Origin of the sequence: Kineococcus rubinsiae, from assembly GCF_011839805.1 — a bacterium.
GTDB classification, from domain to species: Bacteria; Actinomycetota; Actinomycetes; order Actinomycetales; family Kineococcaceae; genus Kineococcus; species Kineococcus rubinsiae.
In genome coordinates this window covers 28,187-52,365 of sequence record NZ_VWPY01000027.1, presented here as the reverse complement: position 1 = coordinate 52,365, position 24,179 = coordinate 28,187, and the positions used below count along the sequence as shown (strand labels likewise).

General features: G+C 72.9%; 19 protein-coding genes. 10 read left to right on the top strand and 9 right to left on the bottom strand.

Annotation, left to right across the window (positions count from 1 at the left end):
* Positions 1 to 195: 195 nt before the first annotated feature.
* The 7 genes from F1544_RS13825 to F1544_RS13795 all read left to right on the top strand — a co-directional run bounded on the left by F1544_RS13825 (position 196) and on the right by F1544_RS13795 (position 8,673).
* Complete coding sequence (locus F1544_RS13825; RefSeq protein WP_167586306.1) at positions 196 to 774, top strand: hypothetical protein; 579 nt, start codon at positions 196 to 198, stop codon at positions 772 to 774.
* A gap of 248 nt (positions 775 to 1,022) precedes the next feature.
* A complete protein-coding gene (locus F1544_RS13820; RefSeq protein WP_167586304.1) occupies positions 1,023 to 2,027 on the top strand; it encodes a glycosyltransferase family 2 protein in 1,005 nt (334 codons plus the stop codon).
* A gap of 5 nt (positions 2,028 to 2,032) precedes the next feature.
* Positions 2,033 to 2,869, top strand: a complete 837-nt coding sequence (locus F1544_RS25860; protein WP_167586302.1) for a glycoside hydrolase family 16 protein — start codon at positions 2,033 to 2,035, stop codon at positions 2,867 to 2,869.
* Positions 2,870 to 3,125: 256 nt separating this feature from the next.
* Positions 3,126 to 4,655: a lipopolysaccharide biosynthesis protein gene (locus F1544_RS13810; protein ID WP_167586300.1), complete on the top strand. Its 1,530-nt coding sequence runs from the start codon at positions 3,126 to 3,128 to the stop codon at positions 4,653 to 4,655.
* A gap of 154 nt (positions 4,656 to 4,809) precedes the next feature.
* The gene (locus F1544_RS13805; protein WP_167586298.1) at positions 4,810 to 7,098 is read left to right on the top strand and encodes a serine/threonine protein kinase; all 2,289 of its coding nucleotides are present in this window, start codon (positions 4,810 to 4,812) and stop codon (positions 7,096 to 7,098) included.
* Positions 7,099 to 7,144: 46 nt separating this feature from the next.
* Positions 7,145 to 7,423 (top strand): hypothetical protein, encoded by a 279-nt coding sequence (locus tag F1544_RS26390; protein ID WP_167586296.1) that lies wholly within the window; start codon positions 7,145 to 7,147, stop codon positions 7,421 to 7,423.
* Between the two features lie 74 nt (positions 7,424 to 7,497).
* Positions 7,498 to 8,673 carry a glycosyltransferase family 4 protein gene (locus F1544_RS13795; RefSeq protein WP_167586294.1) on the top strand — a complete coding sequence of 392 codons (1,176 nt, stop codon included), beginning with the start codon at positions 7,498 to 7,500 and terminating at the stop codon, positions 8,671 to 8,673.
* 141 nt (positions 8,674 to 8,814) lie between these two features.
* On the opposite strand, the gene F1544_RS13790 is transcribed toward F1544_RS13795, so the two are convergent.
* The 5 genes from F1544_RS13790 to F1544_RS13770 all read right to left on the bottom strand — a co-directional run bounded on the left by F1544_RS13790 (position 8,815) and on the right by F1544_RS13770 (position 15,453).
* Positions 8,815 to 9,969, bottom strand: a complete 1,155-nt coding sequence (locus tag F1544_RS13790; RefSeq protein WP_167586292.1) for a glycoside hydrolase family 16 protein — start codon at positions 9,967 to 9,969, stop codon at positions 8,815 to 8,817.
* Between the two features lie 190 nt (positions 9,970 to 10,159).
* A complete protein-coding gene (locus tag F1544_RS26385; RefSeq protein ID WP_208971851.1) occupies positions 10,160 to 11,116 on the bottom strand; it encodes a glycoside hydrolase family 16 protein in 957 nt (318 codons plus the stop codon).
* Positions 11,117 to 11,659: 543 nt separating this feature from the next.
* Entirely contained in the window at positions 11,660 to 13,153 is a 1,494-nt protein-coding gene (locus F1544_RS13780) for a sugar transferase (RefSeq protein ID WP_167586290.1), read from the bottom strand.
* A gap of 354 nt (positions 13,154 to 13,507) precedes the next feature.
* Positions 13,508 to 14,083, bottom strand: a complete 576-nt coding sequence (locus tag F1544_RS13775; protein ID WP_167586288.1) for a YveK family protein — start codon at positions 14,081 to 14,083, stop codon at positions 13,508 to 13,510.
* A 77-nt stretch (positions 14,084 to 14,160) separates the two neighbouring features.
* The gene (locus F1544_RS13770; protein WP_167586286.1) at positions 14,161 to 15,453 is read right to left on the bottom strand and encodes an O-antigen ligase family protein; all 1,293 of its coding nucleotides are present in this window, start codon (positions 15,451 to 15,453) and stop codon (positions 14,161 to 14,163) included.
* 308 nt (positions 15,454 to 15,761) lie between these two features.
* Here F1544_RS13770 and F1544_RS13765 point away from each other — a divergent pair, with 308 nt between their 5' ends.
* The 3 genes from F1544_RS13765 to F1544_RS13755 all read left to right on the top strand — a co-directional run bounded on the left by F1544_RS13765 (position 15,762) and on the right by F1544_RS13755 (position 19,221).
* Positions 15,762 to 16,868, top strand: coding sequence for a glycosyltransferase family 4 protein (locus tag F1544_RS13765; RefSeq protein WP_167586285.1), 1,107 nt, complete (start codon positions 15,762 to 15,764; stop codon positions 16,866 to 16,868).
* Positions 16,865 to 18,028, top strand: a complete 1,164-nt coding sequence (locus F1544_RS13760) for a glycosyltransferase (protein ID WP_167586283.1) — start codon at positions 16,865 to 16,867, stop codon at positions 18,026 to 18,028. The genes F1544_RS13765 and F1544_RS13760 overlap by 4 nt, the downstream gene beginning before the upstream one ends.
* A gap of 323 nt (positions 18,029 to 18,351) precedes the next feature.
* A complete protein-coding gene (locus F1544_RS13755; protein ID WP_167586281.1) occupies positions 18,352 to 19,221 on the top strand; it encodes a hypothetical protein in 870 nt (289 codons plus the stop codon).
* Between the two features lie 21 nt (positions 19,222 to 19,242).
* On the opposite strand, the gene F1544_RS13750 is transcribed toward F1544_RS13755, so the two are convergent.
* The 4 genes from F1544_RS13750 to F1544_RS13735 form a co-directional block, all read right to left on the bottom strand.
* On the bottom strand, positions 19,243 to 20,079 hold the full coding sequence (locus F1544_RS13750; RefSeq protein ID WP_373368081.1) for an aminoglycoside phosphotransferase family protein: 837 nt from the start codon (positions 20,077 to 20,079) through the stop codon (positions 19,243 to 19,245).
* Positions 20,080 to 20,342: 263 nt separating this feature from the next.
* Positions 20,343 to 21,386 carry a nucleoside/nucleotide kinase family protein gene (locus tag F1544_RS13745; RefSeq protein WP_167586277.1) on the bottom strand — a complete coding sequence of 348 codons (1,044 nt, stop codon included), beginning with the start codon at positions 21,384 to 21,386 and terminating at the stop codon, positions 20,343 to 20,345.
* A gap of 101 nt (positions 21,387 to 21,487) precedes the next feature.
* A complete protein-coding gene (locus tag F1544_RS13740; protein WP_167586275.1) occupies positions 21,488 to 22,963 on the bottom strand; it encodes a lipopolysaccharide biosynthesis protein in 1,476 nt (491 codons plus the stop codon).
* Positions 22,960 to 24,036, bottom strand: coding sequence for a glycosyltransferase family 2 protein (locus F1544_RS13735; protein WP_167586273.1), 1,077 nt, complete (start codon positions 24,034 to 24,036; stop codon positions 22,960 to 22,962). Before F1544_RS13735 ends, F1544_RS13740 begins: the two co-directional genes overlap by 4 nt.
* Positions 24,037 to 24,179 lie beyond the last annotated feature (143 nt).

The window sequence follows — 24,179 nt, the reverse complement described above, 5'->3', positions numbered from 1 at the left end:
GCTAGGCAGCGGAAGGGGTCTGCGGACGGAGCGTGACCCCGTTGGCGCAACGCCCGGGCCGCTGCGGGACGAGCACGACCCGATCGGCCGTGCCGGCGCTGCGCCGGACGGGTGGCGGCCGAGCCGCGCGCCACCGCCGGGTCTGCGACGGTGAGCGGGTTCCGGCGACGTCGTCGGAGGCGAGGGGGTTCCCGGGTGGTGGTCCTGTCAGGCGCGGCCCGTCGTCGCCGGGCGCGCGACGAGCGCACGGCGTTCCTGCGGGATCTCGCCGCCGCGCGCGGGTGGTCCGAACGTCCGGCCCTGCCCTCGGTCGTGACGCGGCACCCCGTCCCGCGGCTCGCGGGACCCGACCCCGCGGCCGCCGACCTCGTCCTCGGCGGGGCGTGGCGGGGACGGGAGGTGGAACTGGCGTCGGTCCTGCTCCGGCCGGCCGGGCGCCGCGCGGCCGGCGGGCGGCGCCCCGACGACGTCCTCCTGCTGGCGGCCCTCGAGCTGCCGCCCGTGGCCGGCCGGTTGGTGGCCGTGGTCGCGGCGGGCGACCTCGACGTGTCGGGCTCCACGGCGTCCCTGGCGGCGCGGTGCCGGCCGGCGGTGCTCCAGGCGGTGCGGGACGGCGTGCTGGCCGAGGGCGACGGCCTGGCGCTGGGGGAGGGTTCGCTGGCCCTGGCGGGAGCGTGGCGCCCCGCGATCGCGCGCGAGGACGCGGTGGACGCGTGGTTCGCCCTCCTCGTCGCCGTCGCGGAGCAGCTGACGGCCCCGACGGCTGATCACTGAGCGTGAACTGTTGGGGCTCCGCGTCACAGCACTCTCGGTGACTGCTCCGGGAGAGTCACTCACTGCTGCGAACAGGTCACTACGGCTGCACAGCGTTCCGAGAGGTACCTACTGTCGAAGCACATCGAGTCGCCGGTACCGCCGGCGGCAGAACATGGGCACGTGAAGATCCGTCGGGCGTCTTGGTCGCCGTGGCCCGACGGGGAGCGAGAGGCGAAACCGGGCCCCCTGACTCAGGGAGCATCAACATGTCGGAACTCATCGTCACCCACCGCACCGCGGACGCCGTCGAGTCCGCCGCCCCGAACGTCTCCGGGGCCGGCGCAGCGCAGGCGACCACGAGCGGTGCACCGCGCATCAGCGTCATCGTCCCGACCTACAACGAGGCCGCGAACCTGCCCCACGTGTTCGCCCTCATGCCCGACGTCCACGAGGTCATCGTGGTCGACGGCCGCAGCACCGACGGGACCATCGAGACCGCCAAGGCCCTGCGCCCCGACGTCAAGATCGTCCTGCAGAACCGTCGCGGCAAGGGCAACGCCATGGCGTGCGGGTTTGCCGCCGCCACCGGCGACATCCTCGTCATGCTCGACGCGGACGGTTCCGCCGACCCGCGGGAGATCCCGCGCTTCGTCGAGGCCCTGCTGGCCGGCGCGCACTTCGCCAAGGGCACCCGCTTCGCCTTGGGCGGCGGCAGCAACGACATCACCGCTCTGCGCCGCGCCGGGAACTGGGCGCTGAACACCGCCGCGAACGTCCTGTTCGGCACCCGCTACACCGACCTCTGCTACGGCTACAACGCCTTCTGGGCGACGTGCCTGCCGGCGCTGGAGCTCGACCCCTCGGGTGAGAACCGCGACGAGAAGAACTGGGGCGACGGCTTCGAGATCGAGACCCTCATCAACACCCGCATCGCCAAGGCGAAGCTGGACATCCGCGAGGTCCCCAGCTTCGAGTTCGAGCGCATCCACGGCGAGAGCAACCTCAACACCTTCCGCGACGGGTTCCGCGTCCTGACGGCGCTGGTCGCGGAGCGCGTGCGCCCGGCCGCCGACGTCGTCATCGCCCCCGTCGTGCCCGCGGTCCCCGCCCCGGTCGCGCCGGTGGCCGTCCCCGCCCAGGTCGACGTCACGCAGGCCGACGTCACGCAGGCCGACGTCGCGCAGGTCGACGTCGCGCAGGTCGAGGCCGACGTGGTCATCGACCTCACCGCCCTCGAGCTGCGCGCCGACGCGGTCCGCATGGCGAGCTGAACCGGGTGACCGCCGTGCCCCGCCGCGCCGTCCTGGCCGCCGTCCTGACGATCGGGCTGGGCGGCGGGACCGCGGCGGTCGTGCGGACGCGCAGCCCGTCGACGGGGGAGAGCTCGCCGGCGGGTGGCGCGGCGATCGGCTCGACCGCCTACGGCCCCGCCAACGCACTGCCGTTCCGGGAGGACTTCACCCGCGACGCTGCCGAGGGCCACTTCCGTGCCGTGCACGGCGAGCGGTTCGACGTCTACCCGACGGGCTGGCGCGACACCAGCAAGGTGGGCGTCTACCGGCCCGACGACGTGCTCTCGGTGCACGACGGAGTCCTGGACTTCCGCCTGCACACGGTCGACGGGCAACCCGCCACGGCGGCCGTCGTGCCGCGCATCACCGGCTACGGGCAGACCTACGGCCGGTACTCCCTGCGGCTGCGCGCCGACGCGGTCCACGGGTTCAAGCTCGCGTTCCTGCTGTGGCCGGACTCCGAGCGGTGGCCCGACGACGGGGAGATCGACTTCCCCGACGCGGACCTGACCGGTTCGCTCGGCGCGTTCCTGCACCACGCCGATCCGGCGGGCAGCCAGGAGGAGTTCAGCAGCGACGCGACGTTCGAGGAGTGGCACACCACCACCATCGAGTGGAGCCCGGGACTGGTCCGCTTCCTCCTCGACGACGTGGTCGTCGGTTCCTCGACCACGGGTGTCCCGGACACGTCCATGCACTTCGTCCTGCAGACCGAGACGAGCCTGGCCGCGGCCGACGACCCGGCCGCGGGGCCTGCGGCCGGTGCGCAGGGCCACGTGCTCGTCGACTGGCTCACCATCGAGAGCCATCCCTGGTCCTGACCCCGGACGGGGTCGCGCGTCACCCGGCCGCCGAGCCGTCTCGGGTCGGGCCGCAGGGCCGACCGGCTGAACCACGTCCCTCGCCGCTGGAGGCTGAGTCGTTGCTGCACAGTGCCAAGACCCTGTTCGCCTGGTCGGGCCGCCACGTTCGGCCCTGTGCCTCGCGTGCGCCGGGCCGCTCTACTGGAGCCGTGCCCCCCGCCCCCGTCCCGCGTCCCGCTCCGCCCGCCGCGACCGCTGCGGCGGAGGGGGCGCTGTGAGCTCCGCGACGTCCACGCGCGCCGTGCCTCCCGACGAGGGACAGCAGGAGACCGCTGAGGAGGAGCGCTCCGCGCCCTCCGCGGGAGCCGGCGACGGCGACGGCGACCGAGCGGTCGAGGCGGCCAGCGGGAACGCCCTCTTCGGGCGCGGGATGCTCTACGTCGTCGTGGCCGGGATGCAGCTGGTCACGGGAGCCCTCGCGGCACCGGTCCTCGCGCACGTCCTGGACGACCCGGCCCAGCTCGGTTCGCTGGCCACCGCCATCGCCCTGCACCAGCTGCTGAGCGCGCTGCTGCTGGTGGGGATGAACCACGCCATCGTGCTGCGCCGCGCCCAGGACGGTCACGACCACGTCGTGCGTGCCCTGGCGTCGACGGCGATGATCCTGGTCTCGGTCCTGACGCTGGTCGCCTGGGCCGGTGCCGCGTGGTGGGCCCCCGCGCTCGGCATGGCGGACTCACCGCTGCTCACCCTCACCATCCTGTGGACGATCCCGTCGGCCGGCATCCTCGTCTGCTCCGGCCTGCTGCTGGCCGCCGACCGGTTGCGCGCCTTCACCGTCGTCGGGGCGCTGACCGCCATCGGCGGGCAGGTCGTCGGCCTCGCGTTCCTCCTCCTTCAGGAGGGCCGGACGGGGACGGCCTCGGTGACCAGCTTCGCCACCGGCCTCGTGGCCATGGACGTCCTCGGGTGCGTCCTGGGGTTCGTGCTCGTCCGGCCGCGGGTGAGAGGTGCGCTGTCGTGGCGCACCGCCGGGCCGGCCCTGGCCGTCGGTGGCGCCCTGGTCATCGACTCCGTCTCCGTCTTCGCGCTCACCGCCGGTGACCGGATCGTGCTGCAGCGCCTCGCGGGAGCCGAGGAGGTGGGTCGCTACCAGATCGCCTACACGCTCGGCTACGTGGCGGTGCAGGTCATCGGCCTGATGAGCTGGAGCTGGACCCCGCGGTTCGCCGCCATCAGCGACTCGGCTGTGCGCCGGCGCCTCATCGGCGAAGCGCGCGACACCGTGCTGCGGCTGCTCAGCCCCGTCGTCCTGGGGATGGTCCTGGGCGCACCGCTGGGTCTGCGCATCGTGGCGCCGGAGTCCTTCCGCCCCTCGACCCTGCTCCCCGTCGTCCTCCTGGTCCTGCTGAGCGCCTACCCCGTGGCGGCGAGCAGCGCGTCGGGCCGGATGCTCATCACCGAGGGCCGCAACCGGACGCTGGCCGCGTGCACGGTGGTGGCGGCCGCGGTGAACATCGGCTTCAACCTCCTGGCGATCCCCCGCTTCGGCATCGAGGGCGCGGCCGCGGCCACCCTGGTCGCCTTCGGCGTCCAGGCCGTCCTCCAGCGTGTCGTGGTCGGTGGGTGGAGCACGTTCCCGCGCACCCCGCGGCGCGTGCTGGTCGAGGCGGCCGTCGTGATCCTCCTGGCGAGCGCCTCGCTGCTGGTCCCGCAGGGGGACGTCGGCGACGCGGTGCGCTTCGCCCTCGCGGTCGCGTGCCTGCCCTGGTGCGTCGTCCGGTTCCGCCGCGCCCAGCGGTGAAGGCGCCGCCCCGGGCTTCAGGTCCCGTCCCGTCACGACGATGGACGAGGGTCAGCCGGAAGTCGTCCGGCAGGTCCACCGCCCGTGGTGGGCGTGACGTGAGCGGAGGTACCACGGTGCTCGACCAGGTCCCGGTGTCCCCGGCCCGACCCTCGTGAGCGCCCCGGACGTGACGGTGCCGCAGCGGGACCAGCCGGCGACGCCGCCCCGCCGTCGAGCGGAGGCGGGACCCGGCGGTACCGCCCCCGACCTCCGGCACGCGCGGGTCTGGACCCGGCTGCGGCCCCTGCTCCTCCTGTCCCTCGTCCTGGCCCTGACCGTCCCGGCGCTGGCTGCGCTCGACGTCGACGTCCCGGGGCGGCCGCTGCTCGCGGTCGCGTTCGCGGTCCTCGTCCCCGGACTCCCGCTCGCGATGGCCCTGCGCCTCCCGGACCTCCTGGTGACCCTCGCCCTGGCGGTCGCCACCAGCTTCACCTGGGCCCTCCTCCAGGGGACCCTCGTCCTCGAGGTGGGCTACTGGCACCCCGTGGCCTCGTCCTGGCCGGCCGTCCCGGTCGCCGCCGCCGGCGCCTTCGTGGCGTGGCGCCGCTCCCGCGCGTCGGTGCGGGAGCTGCGGGCGGCCGTGGCGCCCGGCCGTCCCCCGCGCAGCGCGCGGGACCTGCTCCGCGCCCGTGCGACGACGATCTGCGGCCTGGCCGTGCTGGCCCTCGCCGGCGGGTCGTGGTGGTGGGGCACGCGCTCGCTGCCCCTGCAGGACGCCGGCGCCCTCGGACTGCTGCCGCTCGTGGGCTGGCGCATCGCCGTGGCCGTCGTCCTGACCGCGGTGGTCGCCGTCCTCGCCCTGCGGCGCCCGCGCCCCGACCAGGTCCTGCTCGTCGGGGCCGTGGTCCTGGTGGCCCTCGTCGGCTACACCACGGCGGCCGCCGTCGACGGTCTCACCAGCGTGCCCACGGCCTGGGTGCACGTCGGCTTCATCCAGTACGTGAGCGAGAACGGGGCCGTCCCGCTCGGTGTCGACGCCCGGTTCAGCTGGCCCGCGTTCTGGGGGGCCGGCGCACAGCTCGTGGCGCTCGCCGGAGTTCCCGACGCGCGCAGCTTCCTCGTGCTCGCCCCGGTCTTCTCGGCCCTGGTCGACCTCCCGGCCCTCCTCGTGATCGGCCGTGCCGTCACGCGCACCCGCCGCGGGGCCTGGGCCGGGGTCGGCGTCCACCTGGTGGCCAACTGGTACCAGCAGGATTACTTCGCCCCCCAGACGGTCGCCTTCACCACGTACCTGGCCGTCCTCGCCACCCTGCTCTGGATGTCGCGGGCCGGTGACGAGGACGTCCGGACGGGGTGGCGGGACCTGCCGCGGCGGGTGCGGACGGCTCTGGTCCGCCTCCCCGACCTCCCCGCGGGAGTCGGGGTCGGCACGTCGCGTGCGGTGGGTGTCCTGCTCGTCGTGCTCGTCGCCGGCATCGTGGTGGGTCACCAGCTCACGCCCATCACCCTCGTGCTGGCTCTGCTCGTCTTCGCCGTCACGGGCCGCACGCGCTACCCGGTCCTGTGGCTGGTGGCGGCCCTCGCCCTCGCGGGGTGGTTCAGCTACGGAGCCACCGACTTCTGGCGCGGCCACCTCGCGGCGCTGCTCGGGGACGTCGGCCAGGTCGGCAGCTCCGTGGGTTCGGGTGTGACGCAACGCCTCACGGGCGACGTGACGTACCAGAGGTCGCAGTACGTGCGCGTCGCGTGGTCCGGCCTCCTGCTCGCCTTCGGGATGATCGGGGCCTGGAGCCTGCGCCGTCGCAGCGGGGCCGTCCTCCTCGCCGGCCTCGCCCTGGCGCCCTTCGGCATCCTCGCCGTGCAGAGCTACGGCGGTGAGGGGGTCATCCGCTGCTTCCTGTTCGCCTCACCCGTGCTCGCCCCGCTGGCCGTGGTCGCCCTCCGGGCGGTGTCGTCGACGCCGGAGCGCGGGGGGGCCGGCCGCGCCGGCGCCCGCCACGTCTCGGCCCGCACCGGTCTCGTGCGCGTCGCGGCGCTCGTGGTCGCCTTCTCCCTGGCGTGCGCGGTGCTGATCTTCACGCGAGGCCTGAACACGGCCTTCGAGCGCACGACGCCGGGCCAGGTCTCGGCGAGCGCCACCTACTACTCGCTCGTGCAGCCGGGTGACGCCATCGGCTACCCCACGGGGTTCCTCGGTCTCCTCCCGTACCAGGACGTCACCTCGACGGTCGGGACGGAACTCGACGTGGACGACTGCGTCGCCGACGGCATCGCGTCCTGCACCGACGACGACCCGCCCCGCTTCATCGTGCTGAGCGCCACCCAGGACTCCTACGGCGTGCTGGTCCAGGGCCGGTCCGCCGGCTGGGTCTGGCGCTTCGGCGACTCGCTGGTCGCCGGCGGCGACTACCGCGTCCTCGAGGCCGACTCCTCCGCGCGGCTGCTGGAGCGCACCCCGTGAGCCACCCGTCCCCGCCCGTCTCCCCGGACCCCCTGCGAGGTCATCCGTGAACAACCCGCTCGCCACCCTCGTCGTGGACGGATCGCTCGACGGCCTGCTGCCCGCCGCCCTCACGTCGGCGCTCGTGGGCTGGCTGGGCCTCGTCCTGCTGCTCGTCGCGGGTGCCCTCGGCGTGGCCGTCGACCTGCACCGGCAGGGACAGGGGAGCGGGGCCCGGCCGAGCGTGTCCGGGACGCGGGGGCGCCGGGCGGGCCTGGTCCTCGCGCTGGCCCTGGGCGCGGCCGCCGCGTTCGCGACCCTCCTGCGGTTCTCCGCCCTGACCTGACCCCTGCCGACCCGTCGGCACCCAGCCCGCCCACCAGGACCCACCCGGTCCGCCAACGCGTCAGGAGGACGATCGTGAAGGTTCTCGCCCACCTGAACGAGCTCGAGCCGCTCGGCGGCGTGGAGCTGTGCGTCCTGCAGGACAGCACGGCCCTGGCCCGGCGAGGGCACCGCGTGGACGTGGCCTTCGGCGCCGACGGATCGCTGCGCCCGGCCTTCGAGCGGATCGGGAGCCGGCTCAACGGCCCGTTCGCCTTCTCCATCGACTACCGGCGCCCGTGGAGGATGGCCGCCACCTACCCCCCGGCGGCCCGCTGGGCGGAGCGTGAGGACGTGGACGTGGTGTGGCTCAACCGGTTCGAGCACATCCTGTGGGGTCAGACCGTCGCCCGGCTGGCTCGACGCCCGCTGGTCTGCACGCTGCACGAGGTCCCGTTCCAGCGGCACCTCGCCCTCCTGGGGGCCGGCGTGCACCACTTCACGGCGGTCTCCGACCACGTGCGGGACGCCTGGATCGCCAACGGCCTCCCCGCCGCGAAGGTGACGACGATCCCCAACGCGGTGGACGGCGAGGAGTACTCGCTGACCCTCCCCGCAGGACGCGCCGAGGCCCGAGCGGCGCTCGGGCTCCCGCAGGGCGTGCCGGTCGTCCTCTGCTACGGACGCATGATCGCGGAGAAGGGCGTCGTCGACCTGGTCGACGCCTGGCGGCGCTACCGGACGCTCCGGCGGGAACGCGGTCTGGCCACGGGGCACCTCGTGCTCCTGGGCGACCCGGACCCGAGCACCGCGGCCGCCACGCGGGACGCCTTCCACGACGTCGACCGCGACGAGGTGCGCTGGTTCCCCGCCACCCGCGACGTCGTCCCCCACCTCCGCGCGAGCGACGTCGTCGTCTTCCCGTCACGGATGGACGAGGCCTTCGGGCGTGTCGTCATCGAGGGCATGTCGACCGGACGCCCGGTGCTCGCCACGCGGGCCGGTGCCGTGCCCGAACTCCTGAGCGGTGGCTTCGAGGACAACCTCGTCGCGATCGGCGACAGCGCCGCCCTGGGGGAGCGGTTGTCCTCCCTCGTCGACTGGCCGGAGTCCGACCCGCACCTCGGTGAGCGGTGTCGCGCGTGGGTGGAGCAGCGCTACCCCTACGAACGTCACGTCGACCAGCTCGAGGACGTCTTCCGGCGGGCCGTCGCGACACGGCGCTCGCCGCGCGGTCCCGTCGCGAGCGCGCGGGCTGACGCGGGGTCCTGAGCGGGACGCACGGTTCGGCCGGGAACTCCCGGACCGTCTCCGCGACCCCTCGCCCCGGCGCGTCGAGGTCCTCGTGACGTCACCGCTGCGACGGCTGTCCCCGTCCGCGCCTCGCCGTCCGGGGCGCGGGCGGGGCCAGGGTCAGGACCTGCGCTGCATCGTGATCCAGTCGATCTGGACGTGCCCGGAGGCCGAGGACGAGGGCCGCCCGGACGTCTCGGTCTGCAGCAGCAGGTGCAGCGGCCGGCTCGGCGAGACGGTGGTGCGGCCGACCTGCCGCCCGTCCAGGAAGAAGGTCACCCCGCTGGGCAGCCACTCGATGACCGCCGTGTGCCAGCCGGTGTAGGTCGCGCCGGTGTTCACCGCCAGGGCGTTCTGGGCCGGGTTGCCCGGCTGGTGGACGAACGCGTTGGCCGTCCCGTCGAGCTCGCCCTCGGGGAAGTCGATCTCCCCGTCGTTCCAGTTGTCGGAGTCCGGCCACAGCATCCACGCCGTCTTGTACCCGGGGACGGCGTCGGCGCGGTACCGGATCGCGTAGCGGCCGTACGTCCACCCGCCCCACTTGCCCGCGTTGGGCAGCGGCACGGGCGTGGCCACCAGGGGCGTGCCGCCCTCGGTGTGCAGGAACATGTCCAGGGCTCCGCCGGTCACCGAGACGACGCGCGAGGGCGTGTAGCTGCCGACCCCCGCGGTGTCGCGGAACCCCGAGTACCCCGTCCAGCGGCTCGAGTAGGCCGAGCCGGGGAAGGAGCCCGTGGCCACGGGCGTGGTGAAGTCGTCGGCGAGGACCGTGGTCCAGCCGGCGGGGGCGGCCGTGGGCATCGCCTGCCCGCTCGGGCTCGACCCGCCCGGCGCCGGGGTCGGCGTGGGGGTGGGCGTGGGGGTGGGCGTGGGCGTGGGCGAGGTGGTGGAGCCGCTCGGCACGACGACGGACTGGCGGGTCGCGAGGTCCAGCCACCGGCCGTCGACGAGGGCGCACGGCCACGCGGAGTAGGTGCCGGCCGCCAGGGTCTGGCTCGCGGTGACGGTCGTCGGGCTGGTCGTGAGGCGGACGTCGGCCCGCGGCGTGAAGTCGCGGTCGCCGCCGCGGGAGTCGCGCAGGCAGGTTCCGGCGAGGGCCGCGGTGACGGCGGGGCTGGCGGTGAAGGTGGCCGTGGCGGTCGCCGTGCTGCCCGACACCGTCACGCGGAGGCTAGGGGCCGCGACGGTCGACGTGGCCGCCGTCGCGGGCCCGGCGCTCGTCAGGGCGAGCGCAGCGGCGCACAGGGCGGCGGTGGTCAGGGCGGTCGAGCGCATGCGGAGTCCTCCGGGGGCGAGGCGGGACGGGGCTCGGCGGAACCGCGTCACGTCTGAGTCGCCCCGGACGCGGGCCAAGTAGTACAGGTCTCCACCGGTTCTCCACAAGACGTCACCGGGGACACCCGTTCGGGTGATGCCGGCCGCCGGGGCGAGCCGGTGACCGCGGCGCGCGGCCTGGTGGACGCGCTCAGGCGGCGCGCGCGTACATGACCGCCCAGTCGACGAGCAGGTGGCCCGACGCCTTCGCGGAGGTGGTGCGGCCGTCGGTCTCGGTCTGCAGGGTCCAGCGCATGGCCGTGCTCGGTGAGACGTCCGAGAAGCCCACGGCGCGGCCGTCGAGGGAGTAGCTGACGCCCGCGGGGGTCCACTCGACCGTGGCGACGTGCCAGTCGGCGTAGGAGGTCCCGGTGCCGGCCGCGAAGCAGTTGCGCGAGGGGTCACCCGGGCAGTGGTTGAAGAGGTCGATCGTCCCGGCGAGCGAACCCTCGGGGAAGTCAATCTCGCCCTTGTTCCAGTCGTCGTCCGTGGGCCAGAGCAGCCACGCCGTCTTGTACCCGGCGACCGGGTCGGACCGGAAGCGCACCGAGTAGCGGCCGTAGGTCTGCCCGTTCCACTGCCCGTCGACCAGCGGCACCGGCGCCGCCACCTGCGGGCGCCCGTTCTCGCTGTGCAGGAACATGTCGAGCGCACCGTCGTGCACCGACAGGACCTTGCCCGGCGCGTAGGTCCCGCGCTTGGCGGTGTCCAGGAAGCCGTCGTAGCCGGTCCAGCTCGCGGAGTAGCTGCGGCCCGGGAAGCTCCCGAGGGGGGCCGGGGTCGTGAAGTCCTCGGTGAAGACCTGTCGCCAGCCCGGCAGGTCGCCCTTCGGCATGGCGGTGCCCGCCGCGGGGGCGGGGGTCGCGATGGGCACGACCGGCGTGCGCCGGCCCGCGAGGGCGGCGAGGCTGGCGCCGCGCACCCCGCTGACGCGGCGCCTCGCACCGGCCGCGTGGGCGGTCGTGAGGGTGCTGCCGCCGGCGACGGCGACGGGCCCGCTGACGGACGTGGCAGCGGTCCGGGCGGGGGCGGCGGACGACGCCGCGGCGGGGACCGCGACCATCCCGGCGGCGAGGACCAGGGCCAGCAGGGGCTTCCACCGTCGCACGAGAACTCCCGGAGCTGAGGGCCGATGCGTCCGTCAGCCGTGACCAGGCTTCTCGACACCGCAGCCGGGAGCTTGAGGCCGCCACGCTGAAGGTGACGCGAATCACAGCCGCCGCTGTACGCAGTCCTTCGCCGCACACGACGACCCGAGCGGTGCTCAGTCGGCCAGGACGAGGCCGCGACCCCTGGGCGTTGCCGAGCAGGGCACCCGAGTCTGCACCGGGGGTCCACCGAGGCGCCGGTCAGACGCCTTCACGTTTCGGGTTCGCTGGCGAAGGTCGGGTGACGCGGCCGTCGGCCCCGGCGGTCTTCGAGGTTCGGCCGCTCGTCGCGGAGACGATGATTGCGGGGCTGTCGATCCTGCGCTGTCGGAGTCCTTCTCCGGATCGGTGAGGTGGTTGATCCTCGCCTCGTGGACGTGCTCGGACGGCTGGGTGAGGTGCGGTGCACGGGGGTGACGCCTCGCTCACCTCGAGGCGAGGCTGAGGCGGCGAGGCAGAGGCGGCGAGGCAGAGACGACCGACGCCCGTTCCCCGCCCTCGCCTCAGCCGGCGCCGCCGCGCCGGACCACTTCGCGGACGGTCCGGATGATGACCTTCACGTCGAGCCAGAAGGTCCAGGACTCGATGTAGTAGTTGTCGTAGAGAGCGCGGTCGTTGATGGAGGTGTTGCCCCGGAGACCGCTCACCTGAGCCAGTCCCGTGAGGCCGACGGGAACGCGGTGGCGGTGCCGGTAGCGCGGGTACTGGGCTGTGAACTGCTCCACGAAGTGAGGGCGCTCCGGCCGAGGACCCACGATGGTCATGTCACCTCGCAGGATGTTCCACAGCTGTGGCAGTTCATCGAGGCTGGTAGCGCGGAGGAAGCGGCCCACCGGACCAACGCGGGGGTCGGCGGCGATGGTCCACGTGGTGTCGCCCGCGTCTGGTGACGCCGGGGTCATCGACCGGAACTTGAACAGTTCGAAGGGCTTCCCGTCCCGCCCGATGCGGATCTGCCGAAAGATCGTTCCCGGCCCACCTTCGCAACGGACGGCGATCGCGCACGCCAGCAGGACGGGTGACAGGAGCACGAGGGCGAGCAGCGACGCCAAGACGTCGAAGCCCCGCTTGAAGCGCCAGGAAGGTCCGTCGACTGCGCGCCGCGGAAGACGGATGATCGGGACGACGCCGATGTGGTCACCCGGGCGGTGGCGGACGTCCATCTCGAACAGTCGTGGGACCAGGAAGACCTCGTGGCGAGTGAGGGCGCGACGGCGGAAGAGCTCCACCAGTTCGGACTCGCGATCAGCGCCGAAGGCGATCAGCAGGATGCCGACGTCGTGTTGGCTCATCAGCTCTTCGAGTTCCGACGTCGCACCGAGCCACTGCACGACGTTCAGGGACACGGGTGGCTGGGAGTCGACGCAACCGACGGGGAGGAGCCCGTACTCCCGGTTGCGTCGAAGAGTTTCGGTCAGCTCCCCGGCCAGCAACCCACCGCCCAGGACGACGATGCGGTGAGCGACCAGTCCTCGGCGTCGGGCTCCGCGGATGGCCCACAGGACGATGGCCCGCAGTGCCAGGTGCAGGACGGCGGCTCCAGCTGACAGGGCGAGGAAGTTTTTCGTCGGTGCGACGTCGGTGACTGCCAGGAAACCAGCCACGAAGAGGGTGGCGACCAGCATCCGCCCTATGAGAGACGGCAGGTCGTCGAGCAGGGAGAGATGGAGCTTGGGCTCGTAGAGTCGGCCGAACGCGAACAGCGCCATCGTCATCGCGGTGCTGAGGATGAACGGGGCGCGGCTCTCCACCTCGAACGGGAGGTAGAAGGCGAGGCAGGCGAAGTCGGCGAGCAGGAGTGCCGCCTTGCTGTTCAGTGAGGGTGACAACCTGTAGGCGCGCCGGTGTGTGCGCTCGACGGCGTGAGAGACGCTGACGGACGGGGCAGCGTCGATCGTCGTCACGCCCTGGTCTGCGGTGTCCGGAGTCAGGCGGTGCTTCCGCGAACCGGCTGGCTTGCGTCCTCGGTTCGAAGGGCTGGAGTCGACGGCGGTCATGAGCCCCCCTGCGGGCGTCCAAGCGAACGGTGAGCAGAAACTAGCAAGTTCTCGACTGTAGGGCGAACATTCGTTGAACAAATCGTGACGAACATCGGCCGAACGGGTCCGTGCGTGGGCAGGGTCGACCCGCGGGTCGGCAATGTACGGGCTTCCGGTACCGACGGGCCGTCGGAAGGCTCGGAACCGGCCCGCAGTCGCTGAGTGCCGAGGAGGTCACCGCGTTCCTGACGACCTTGCTAGCGACGACTCAGGCTGAGCCGACGTCCACACCGCGGTGAGTGAGGAGATCTCTTGCGCACGTGCGTGCGCACACGCCCACGCGATGGGCAGGCGGCGCTGTCGACCTCTGGTTCACCGGCCGGCTGATTCGCTCCGTCCCTTGACGGCGCGCGTCGGCAGGGTCCCGACCGGCGCGAGGACGCTCGCCGCCAGGCCTACGGCCAGCCCCACCAGAAGGCCCACCAACGTGTTTCGCACGACCGGTGGCGCGACGCGTTCGGTGCTCGTCGCGTTGCGGTTCCACTGCTCGAGAGTGAACTGCGGGCCTGTGCCGGTGACTCCCCCGAGGGACTGCACCCTCGATTGCAGAACTGGTCCGAGTGCGTCACACACCTGGCGACTGCGAACAGCTTCTTCGTCGGTGTACGCCACGGTGATGACGGAGGCGCCGGGCGGGCGGCTGACTGCGAGCGCCTCGGTGATGTCGTCCACCGACTGAGGGGCCCCGGTGATGCGCTTGAGGTCACCCGCCACCGCCTCGTCCGGGATGAGCGCGAGCATGTTCCGCACCAGCGTCTCCGTCTGGCTGGCGCTGGCGGTGCTCTCCAGGACGAAGGTGGCTCTGGACACGTAGGTGACCGGCTGCACAGCAGTCAGGAGTCCGGCGGCGACTGCCACGACGACGGTGGCGAGGATGACGAAGAGCACTCTGCGGGGGTCGACGGGGGGCCGCTTCTCGGCACGACGTCCGTGCGAGGTCGTGCGGGTCTCCGTAGCTGAAGTGCTCAAGCTGGCTCCTCGGTTGATGCGGATGAAGTTCCTGGCGCGTCTGAGCTGCCCCTTCGTGGAGCCGGCGCGGACTGGGGGCGGTCGACGCCCACTGCCGCGGCGAGACCGACGAGCATCCAGAGCAGCTTGCTGTTCGGGACGGACAGGAAGAAGGACGCGCTCGCGAAGGCGGCGAGCATCGCGGGCAGGGCCGCCAGGCGAGGATCGCGCCACCAGGTGGCAGGCCGCAGGAGCACGTAGGTGGTGGCGACGAGCAACCACGACAGGCCGACCCCGCCGAGCAGGCCCCGCTCGGCCAGGGCCTCCAGGTAGATGCTGTGCACCTCGATGCCGTCCGGGAGGAGCAGCAGGTGGCTGTCGACCAGGCGAACACCCGGATCGGTCGTCAGCATCTGCACGCTGATCCGCTTGAACCCTCCTGCGCCGACGCCTGTCCACGGGTGCTGAGTGAACGTGTGCCACGCGACGACCCAGATGTCGAAGCGTCCACTGGCGCGGTCGTTCTCGATGCGGCTGAGGTCGAAGCGGTCGCTGGTGCTGGCGCCCGCCCAACCCACCACAGCGATGGCGGCGGCGAGCGCGAGGAAGACCCGGACCCGGAGTTCGGGACGCGTGCGCTGCACGGCGAGGACGATCGCGGTCAGGACGAGAGCCACGTAACCGCCCCGGGACTCCGACGCGACGACCGACGCGGTGAGAGCGACGACCGTCGCGGCCCATGCACGTCGGCCTCTCGGTCCGTCGCTGGTGGCGGCCAGCGTGACTGCGGCCGGGACGGCTGCGACCTGGTACATCGCGTAGATGTTCGCGTCTCCCTGCAGTCCGGCGGCGCGAGCGCCGGTCAGGGCCTGAGCGCAGCCCACGACCACCGCGAACGACGCGCCGAGCACGTAGGTGCGGAGCAGTCCGCGCACCTGTCGCGGCGTTCTCACGAGGGTGGCGAAGGTGGCGAAGAAGGCGAGGGCGAGTGCCGTCTGCCCGAGGGCGAACAACCAGCCGGCGGTGTCCTGCGCCCAGAGACCCGTCGCCACCTGGACCGTGACGAGGACGGCGACCGGGATCCAGATCCGCCGGTCCAGCCGCACCCGGTCGATCGACCCGGGGCGGTAGCGGACCACGACGGCGGCGATCCCCACGACCGCGAGCATGCGTCCCACGGTCACCGACCCGACTCCCACGGACTCGAAGAAGCAGGCGAGGACGAGGAGGTGGGGGACGACCCCCACCCCGACGACGTCGGCAGCCAGGGCGGTCGCTGCGACGCAGAGCGCGGCGATGGCCGTGTGCAAGGGCTGGAGGACGAGACCTCCTGCAACACCGAGTGACAGGACGAGGACCAACAGCAACTGTCCGGCTCTCGCCCTGATCTCGGAGATCCAGGGGAACGGCGACGTGGTCGCACGTCGGCTAACAGATCTCGTCGTTACCACGTCCACCCCCCTCACGACTGGTTAGGCTAGATGAGTGAAGGGTTGACGGGATGTGAATTCTCGAAGACAGCTGCGAATTGACGGAGAGTATGAAACCGCTACGTGCAGTTACACGAGTCCTCCTCGTCGGTCAGGCTGCTCCGGCGCGCGGCGGAATCGCGAGTTTCGTGGAGAACCTCCTCGGGGACGCCGACCTCCGGGAGCATGTGGAGTTCTCCCTGGTGAACACCACGAGGCGTGCCGGACGAGCGGCCGGGCGCGCGACCTTCGAGAACGCGCGCAACGTCGTGGCAGATGCACTGCGGGTCGGCGTCGCTGCGCGCAAGGTCGATGTGGTCCACGTCCAGACGGCACTCCTGCCGAGCCTTCCGCTGCTTCGCGCCGTCCTGCTGTGCGCTGCCGCGAGGACCTCCGGAGCCGCGGTCGTCTGTCACGTGCACTCGGGACGTCTGAACTCGGGGCGAGAGGAGGCGTTCCAGCCCTCCACCACCTACCGAGTCCTGCTCCACGTCCTCGGCGCGACGGTCGACCGGATGATCGCGGTCGCCGAACCGGGACGTGTGGCTCTCCGGGCGTCGCTGCCTGCAACACCGGTGACGACGGTGCACAACGCGGTCGACGTCGCCACGTTCGACGTGGCGTCCCCGGACGCCCCCGGCGCCTGGCCGGTGTACGTGGGGACGCTGAGCCGCCGCAAGGGCCTGGAGGACCTGGTCGACGCGCTGGCCCTCGCCCGAGCGCGAGGCAACGACATCGAACTGGACGTCGTGGGAGGTGGTCACGAGGTCGGCGAGGAGGAGGCGGGACGTCTGCGGGACGTCGTCGCACGATCGGGTCTCACCGTGCGGCTGCACGGATCTCTGGATGCCGCGGGCGTGCGCGACGCCCTGCACCGCGCCAGCTGCTTCGTCCTCCCCAGCCACTGGGAGGGCCAGCCGATCGCGATCGACGAGGCGATGGCGAGCGGGCTCCCTGTCGTGGTGACGGCGGTCGGTGCGAACCCCGACGTCGTGCGTCACGGCGTCGACGGCTTCGTCGTCCCCAGCCATGACGTCTCTGCCCTGGCTGACGCCCTCGAACGCCTCCACGACGACCCTGAGCTGCGGCGCCGCATGGGGACGTCGGCGCGTCAGCGAGCCGAGGAGGAGCTGGACCTGCCGGTCCTGAGGAGTCACCTCCTCGATGAGTACGCGGCTGCCGCCCGGGCCCGTCCGCGGCGGGCGCCGCGCGTCGGGGGCTCGCCGCCCCTCCTGCCCGCCGGGCGGGACGTGTGAGGGTCTTCTGCCTCGCCGAGAGCCCTCCCAGCACGGACGCGCGGTACGGGAACGGCTCGACGATGATCTCCTGCCACCTGCTGCAGAACCTGCCAGAGGACGTGCGCATCGACCTCGCCTACTTCGACGACCGTCCGGTGCCCGTCGACCCCGGCCTGCGGGAGCGGCTGCACTCGGTCGTCAGGCTCCCCGTCCGGGGAAGGCTTCCAGCGCTGCTCCACCAGCCCTTCACCCGGCTGCCTCGGGCGACGTGGCAACGGCAGGTGTCGCGGGAGGTGGTGCGAAGCCTGAGCGCCGAAGCGGACGTCACCTACCTGCACGGCCTGCACGTCTTCGGTCAGCTCGACGCTGTCGAGGGGCCGGTGGTGGCCCACGCCGTCGACCCGTGGTCGGCGTACTGGGCAGAGCGGGCAGCTCACCGCCGCGGGTTGGCCCGCACCTACGACCTCGTCCAGTCGAGACGCGCCGCACGCCTCGAGGATCGTCTGGTCGACCGGGCCAGCTCCGTGGTCGTCGTCAACGCCGGCGACGCCCGGACCTGGGCGGAGCGGAGCGGAGCACGAGTGGTCGCGGTGCCAAACGGCACCGCTTCTCCGGGCGACGACGACGGCGCCGCGGGTCCGCCCGCGACCGTCGCCTTCGTGGGTTCCCTCGACTACCCGCCGAACGTGGAAGCCCTCGACGTGCTGGTGCACGAGGTGCTGCCGCTCGTGCGTCGAGAGGTCCCCGGCGTGCGGCTGGTCGTGGCCGGTCGGCGTCCCACCGCGGACGTCCTCTCCCTGGCGGGGGCGGGAGTCGAGGTGCGTGGCGATGTCCCCGACGTGGTCGAGGTGTTCCGCAGCGCTCACGTGGCCGTCTACCCTGGCCGGACGGGACGGGGGACGAAGAACACCGTGGCCGAGGCGCTCGGCGCCGGCCGACCCGTCGTCGCCTCTGTCGAGTCGTCCCGCGGGCACAGCCCGACGCCTGCCCTGCTCGTCCGGTCGACATCGGCGGAGGTCGCGGAAGCAGTGGTGGCGCTCCTCACCGATCCGGCCACGCGGATGGCCGCGGCTGCCGCGCTCGAGGGGGGGGCCGCGCCACGGCGGTCCTGGCAGTCCGCGGCGCAGGAGTTCGACCGCCTCCTGCGGGCGGCGGCGATCGAGACGGCGAGCCGATGACGTCCGGCCAGACGACGCTCGTACCGCCGACGTCCACGCCGCCCGTCCCGGCGGTGGAGCGACAGGAGCTCGAGCACCCAGCGCCGCAGGACCCTGAACCGGTGACCCCGAGACGCCGCGCCGTCCTGCTCGCGGGGACTGCGACCTTGGCGTCGGCGGTCGAACTCCTCCTGACGTCCGACTCGCTCCGTCCGCAGTCCGGCTCGAGGCCGGGCGGGACGACCGGGGCGACTGCCGACCAGAGGTCCGGCCGGAGGACCTTCCACGTCGCTCCCGGCGGAGACGACCGCGCCGTGGGAGCCTCCGCGGCCCCGTGGGCGACCTTGTCGGCCGCCTTCCGGCGCTTGGAACCAGGTGACCAGCTGTGCGTCTGGGGTGGCGACTACCTCGAGGACGTGGATGTGCCCCTCAACGGTGGAACGGCCGAGGCGGGCATCGTCGTCCGCGCCGCGCCGGGGGAACGGCCCGTGCTGCACGGCCTCCTGCGCCTGCACAAACCCGACTTCTGGACGGTCCGGGGGCTGAACGTCACCTGGCGCCGAGGACTGCGTCCGCGTGACCACCTCGTCAAGGTGGTCGGTGGGGCGCACTGGCAGTTCGTCGAAGCCGAGGTGTGGAACGCGCGTTCCTTCGCCGCCGTCCTGGTGGCGGGTGCTCCGGTGCGGTTCCGGCTCGCGAACCTGCACGTCCACGACACGCACCGTGCCAACGGCACGAACCAGGACCACCTCGTCTACCTGAACTGCGGGACGGGCGGTGGTGTCGTCGAGGACTGCCTCCTCGTGGGCAGCCTGAACGGGCGAGCCGTCAAGGTGGGCCCCGAGGAGCCCGGAGGTGCGGCGGTCGCGAACATCGTGCTGCGCTACAACACCATGGTGGACAACACCGGTCCGTCGAACGTGCAGCTGGCCTGGGACACCTCGAACGTCGTGGTCGAGCGGAACATCATGGTGCACGCTGCTCGTGACCGGGCGAACGTCACGAGCTTCTCCCTCACGGGGCGCGCGAACGTGGTGCGCGACAACATCGGGTGGCGATCCGCGGGCGTCCTCGAGGAGGCGACTGCGGGACTGGCGGACGGGGGAGGCAACTTCTCGTTCGACCCTCGGCTCAGGCCTTCGGCGCGGTTGCGACCGCCGAACGCTGCCCTCGTCCCTCGCAACGTCACCGCCGCTCGCTATGGCGCCGGCTGACCGGTTCACCCCGGTGGCTGCTCAGCGCGCCACCGCGTCCAGCACGGACGCCACGTTGGATCTCCACCAGCGCACGTCGGATGCGCGTTGTGGGGCGCGGTTGAGGTCTGCGGCCACCTGGGACAACCACCAGCTCGTTCCGACCGCCCGCCGGGCGTCCGCCTCGTGGGCCCACTGCGGCCACTGGGACTGGGCCGGCGCCAGGAAGGCGGCACCCTCCCAGGGCGCGGTCCGCCAGACGTCCCCCAGGGATGACCTCCGCCGCAGCCGGACGTCCGTGGCGATCAGGTGCAGCAGGTCAGCGCCAGGCAGCCCGGCCGGCGTCGAGGCGTCCCAGTCGACGACGCCGCTCAACCTCCCGCGTCGGTCGCGCAGGCAGTTGCCGAGCCAGAGATCACCATGACGGACCACGGGGTTCGCGGCGAGCGGGTGATCGGCCAACCGGTCCGCCACGTCCAGCAGCTGTGCGCGCCGGTTCGGGTGCGCGCGTGCCAGCACCTCTGCATCGGTCCGTGCGGTGAACTGCACGGTGCTCGTGGGCAGCCCGCTCAGGAAGGTGGCGATGTCTCGCACGAGCGCCTTCCCGAGCTGCCGGGGTCGGTGGCCGGGCAGGAGGGTCTCGGCCGTCCAGCCCAGCCCCTCGACCGAACCGGCGTCGACGATGCGTGGGACGCCGTCCACGCCGCAGAGCTCCAGCGACCTCAGGACGTGCTGTGCGCGGCGTGGATCGGCGGCGCTGTCCGCCTTCCCGAGCCGCAGCACGAGCCGGCGCGTGCCCGCCTCGAACGTCCAGCGCGCGGACCCGTCAGCGCCGATCGCGGGGGCGCTGACCCGACCTGCTCGGAGGTGCCGCAACACCGTCGCGACCGCAGTGCTCTCAGTGAGGTCGGTCGAGGTGATCCACCCGGCTCCGAGCGCCCGCCGAGCGCCTTCGCGGACGCCTCCGGCCAAGCGCGGGGCGCGCAGGCGCGTCGGGGCTGGGCCCGGTGCGAAGCTGGTCCGGGCCGCGACCAGCAGTGTCTCCCTCCGGAGCGTGCGCAGCAGGACGTGCGCGGGTGCGGCACCCGGGGGCAGTGGGGCGACCACGTCGGACCCGGTCCCCGGCAAGGGGACGGGCGCGTTCACGTGGCCTCCCTGCGTCGCACGGCTGCCGCCCACGACAGCTGTCGGACGCTGCGCAGGGTCGCCTCGGGACCTGGCAGCGTGTCGACGACGATGGCGCGCGGCAGCGAGCGGTAGCCCTGTCGCCACCCTTCGAGGACGGCGGGCGAGTGTTCGCCCTTGCGTTCGAAGAGGACCGCCCCTGGGGCGTCGAGCACCAGCAGCGCGTCGAGCTGCGGCCCCGTGACGCGAGCCAGGACGGCCTCCAGGGCGCCGGCGAGCGCGCCCCTCGGGGGACGCACCGCGACGGCGTCGAGCGGGTGCCGGTCACACAGGACGACGTGGCCGCGCCAGGCGGCCACGTGTGCCCTCACGAGGGGGCGTGCCAGCCGCAGGTGCTTGCGCAGGACGAAGGCGGCTTCGCGAGCGGCCCCCGCTGGGCGCGATGGCGCGCGCGCGACGTCAGTACCCGGACGTGCTGCTCCGCGTCCTGCGGTGCCTGACGACCCGCCGTGGTCGCCGAGGTACACGATCGTCACCGCCACCGGCAACGTCTGTCGCAGGCCTTCGACCACGGTGCCCTTGCCGGCGCCGTCCGGCCCGACGAGGGCGATGACGGGGCCCTGCCGCCGCAGCGAGACCGGCCCGCGCCTCCGCCACCGCTCCGGCCGTGAGACGACCTCCCGCTGTCCGTCGCGCCGCTCCTGCTGATGCCGGTCGACATCCAGCTCAGCCGCGCACCAGACCCCGTCCTTGTGAGTCCGGCGCGCCACGACACCGTCAACGGGCTCCTCCCTGCTGCCGTAGCGGAGGCGGGTGACCAGGTCGAGCTTGATCCACGTCCCCTCTGGCGTGCAGACCAGGAGGAAGTCGTGTCCCGAGTGGCCGGGCGCTCGCCAGTGCAGCCATCCGGCGGCGCGCAGGGCTTGCACCGCAGCCGCCCGGTGCCGGGCGGGAACGAGCACGTCCACGTCCTCCTGGTTGCCCAGCTGATCCGGCAGCCCACCGTTGCGCAGGCAGTGCGGAACCCCCTCCGACTCGAGGGCGGCAAGGGCTTGCTGCACGGAACGCCGGGCCTCCCCGTCGGTGTCCCCGCGAGGCTGACCCGGCCTGAACCCCGGACTCGGCGGAGTGGTTCGGGTGCTCGTGTCGCGGTCCCGGTCGATCATGTGGTCGCCACCTTCCGGCGCCGCAGCAGCGCCACGTTTCCGGGCAGGAACGTCGGAGCAGTCAGGTGCAGGGCTGCGGCGGCCGCCCCGACAGCGAGAGGAACGGCCATCGCCAGGTGCACGGCGTCTCCGACGGGGACCAGGAGCACGGCCCCGCACGTGAGGGCGACGGCTGAACCCGCGGCCAGCGACGGCGCGACGGCGCGCACCAGTTCTCCGGTGCGCAGACCCAGCAGCCTCATCGCCACGCCCTGCATGAGGACGACGAAGGCCGCTGCTGCAGCGACCTGAGCCACGGCCACGGCCACGATGCCCCACCGCGCCACGACCACGAGCACGGTCGCGAGCACGGCGAGTCGGATGCTCGCCACGACCAGGATGATCCGCGGCCGACCCATGGCCTTGTAGACGTCGTTCGTCCCGGCTCCCAGCGAGCGGAGAGCGGCGTAGATCGCCAGCAGCGCCATCGGCACCACCGCTCCTCGCCACTGGCTCCCCAGCACGATAGGAACCACCGCAGGTGACAAGACGGCCAGACCGGCGCCGGCGCAGAGCCCGTACACGCTCTGCGCACGGACGCTGCTGAGGTAGCCGCGGCGCATGCGCACCGGGTCACCGCTCGCACGGGCGTAGAGGGGGAAGGTGACGGAGGAGACGACGAAGAAGGCGTTGATGATGATGAGCTCGGGCACCCGGAAGGCCAGCGTGTACAACCCCAGCTGCTCGACGCCCTGCTGCCGTCCCACGACGAGGTAGTCGATGTCAGCGACCAGCTTGGCGAGCAGCATGCCACCGGCCACCGGAAGTCCGTAGGCGAGGACCAGGCGCAGGTCGGAGCGTCGCACTCGTGCGCCAGTGTGAGCCGCCCGAGCCCGGCAGGTCGTCCAGGCGAGACCGGCGTAGATGCAGGCCCCGACGACGCTGCCCGTGACGATGGCGGTGGGTCCCGCACCGCGCAGGGCGAGGACGACGGCGACGCCGCCCGTGCACAGGGCCTGAGCCAGAGCGAGCACGCCCAGGGTGCGGAACCGCAGGTCCCGGCGCAGCAGAGCTTGCGGCACCGAAGCTGCCGCACCCGCCAGCAGCGCGACGGAGAGCATGCGCACCAGCGGTGCGACCTGCGGGTCCCCGAAGTAGGTGGCGATCGGTGCAGCGAGCAGCAGTGCGCCGCCGCTGAGGAACAGACCGAAGAGCAGGGAGCAGGCTGTCGCCGCGCGGACCACGCCGGCCACCCCCGGACGGTAGATGACCGCCTGGGCCACCCCCAGGTCGGAGACGACGTCGGCGTAGCTGATGAAGACGGTCGCGAGCGCGACCACGCCGAAGGCCTCGGGGGCCAGCAGGCGAGCGAGGACGACGGTGCTGACCGCCACCACGGCCTTGCCGCCCACGTAGGCGGCCCCCTGCCACACGGTTCCCGAGGCTGCGGCCCGGCGGAGGTCACCACCGCCGGCGGTCTCCACGGTGGTCACCCTGCGTTCGACCGCGTCCCGCGCGAGACGGCCACGTCTCGCAGGCCTTGGTAGAAGCCGAGTCCCCAGCCGACGTGCATGGCGGCGAACGCGGCGACAAGCCGGGCTCGCTGTCCTGCACCCGAGACCTGCGGTGCCGTCCGCGCTGTGGCGACGGCGAGGGCCAGGCCGTAGGGAGCAGCCAGCCCCAGTCCGACCCGGGGGCGCACTGTTCCCGCCGCCGCGGCGGTGGCCAGCAGGAGGACGAGTGCCGGCGCTGCCAGGTGCCGAGGGCGGAGGGACCGCGGGTGCTTGGACGCCACCTTGACCTTCCCCCGGCCGTAGCGCCTGTACTGCTGGAAGAGGGCCGCCACGGTCTGCCGGTTCTCCCACTTGATGACGAGCGCCGGGTCGAACAGCAGTTGGTGGCCCGCTGAGCGCACGCGGTAGTCGAACTCGAAGTCCTGGTTGACCCTGAGGTCCTCGTCCCACCCGCCGAGCTCACGCACGACCGAGAGGGGGTAAGCGCCGAAGGGGATGTGCTCCACGGACTGCGCCACCGTCCCGTGGTGGTACGTGGAGCCACCGACCCCGAACCGCGACGCCATCGCAGCGGCGATCGCGTCGCCGGACGGGCCTCCGCCGATCCCGTCCTTGCGGCCACCCACGCCACCCCAGCGACCGGTGCTCAGGTGCGCCACCGCGGTGCGGACGTAGTCAGGGGGGACGCTGGCATGGGCGTCGATGCGCACGAGCCACCGCCCGCGCGCGTGGCGGACCGCGAGGTTGAGCGAGGCCGGGATGATGCCCCGGGGGTTCACCAGGAGCTCGACACGAGGGTCCCGGGCGGCGAGCGCGGTCACGACGGCCACCGTCGAGTCGCTGGAGGCGCCGTCGACCACGAGGACCTGCAGGTGCGGCCAGTCCTGGGCGAGCACGCTGCGCAGGCAGGCCCCGATCGCAGCCTCCTCGTCCTTCGCCGGGATCACGACGGTCACGAGGTCGCCCTCGACGTCGTGCGTGCGGGAGGGGGGCCGGCTCGTCGCCGCGGCGACGATGGCCTGGAGGTCGGTGGTGGGGGGCGGTCCGTCCATGGGCACCTGCTGCTCCTTCGTCCGGTGGGTCCAGAACACGCACGCGCCGGGGCGGTTCCGGGGACCGTCGTCGCGGATCGGTCTGCCGCATTCCGGCAACCCCACGCGTCGGCAGCTTAGGGGTGCACCCGGGCGTCGTGGGG

Excerpts from the sequence above, each read along its gene's own strand:
- F1544_RS13780 (WP_167586290.1), bottom strand. The coding sequence starts at position 13,153 with ATGACCGCCGTCGACTCCAGCCCTTCGAACCGAGGACGCAAGCCAGCC.
- F1544_RS13820 (WP_167586304.1), top strand. The coding sequence starts at position 1,023 with ATGTCGGAACTCATCGTCACCCACCGCACCGCGGACGCCGTCGAGTCC.
- F1544_RS13735 (WP_167586273.1), bottom strand. The coding sequence starts at position 24,036 with ATGGACGGACCGCCCCCCACCACCGACCTCCAGGCCATCGTCGCCGCG.
- F1544_RS13790 (WP_167586292.1), bottom strand. The coding sequence starts at position 9,969 with ATGCGCTCGACCGCCCTGACCACCGCCGCCCTGTGCGCCGCTGCGCTC.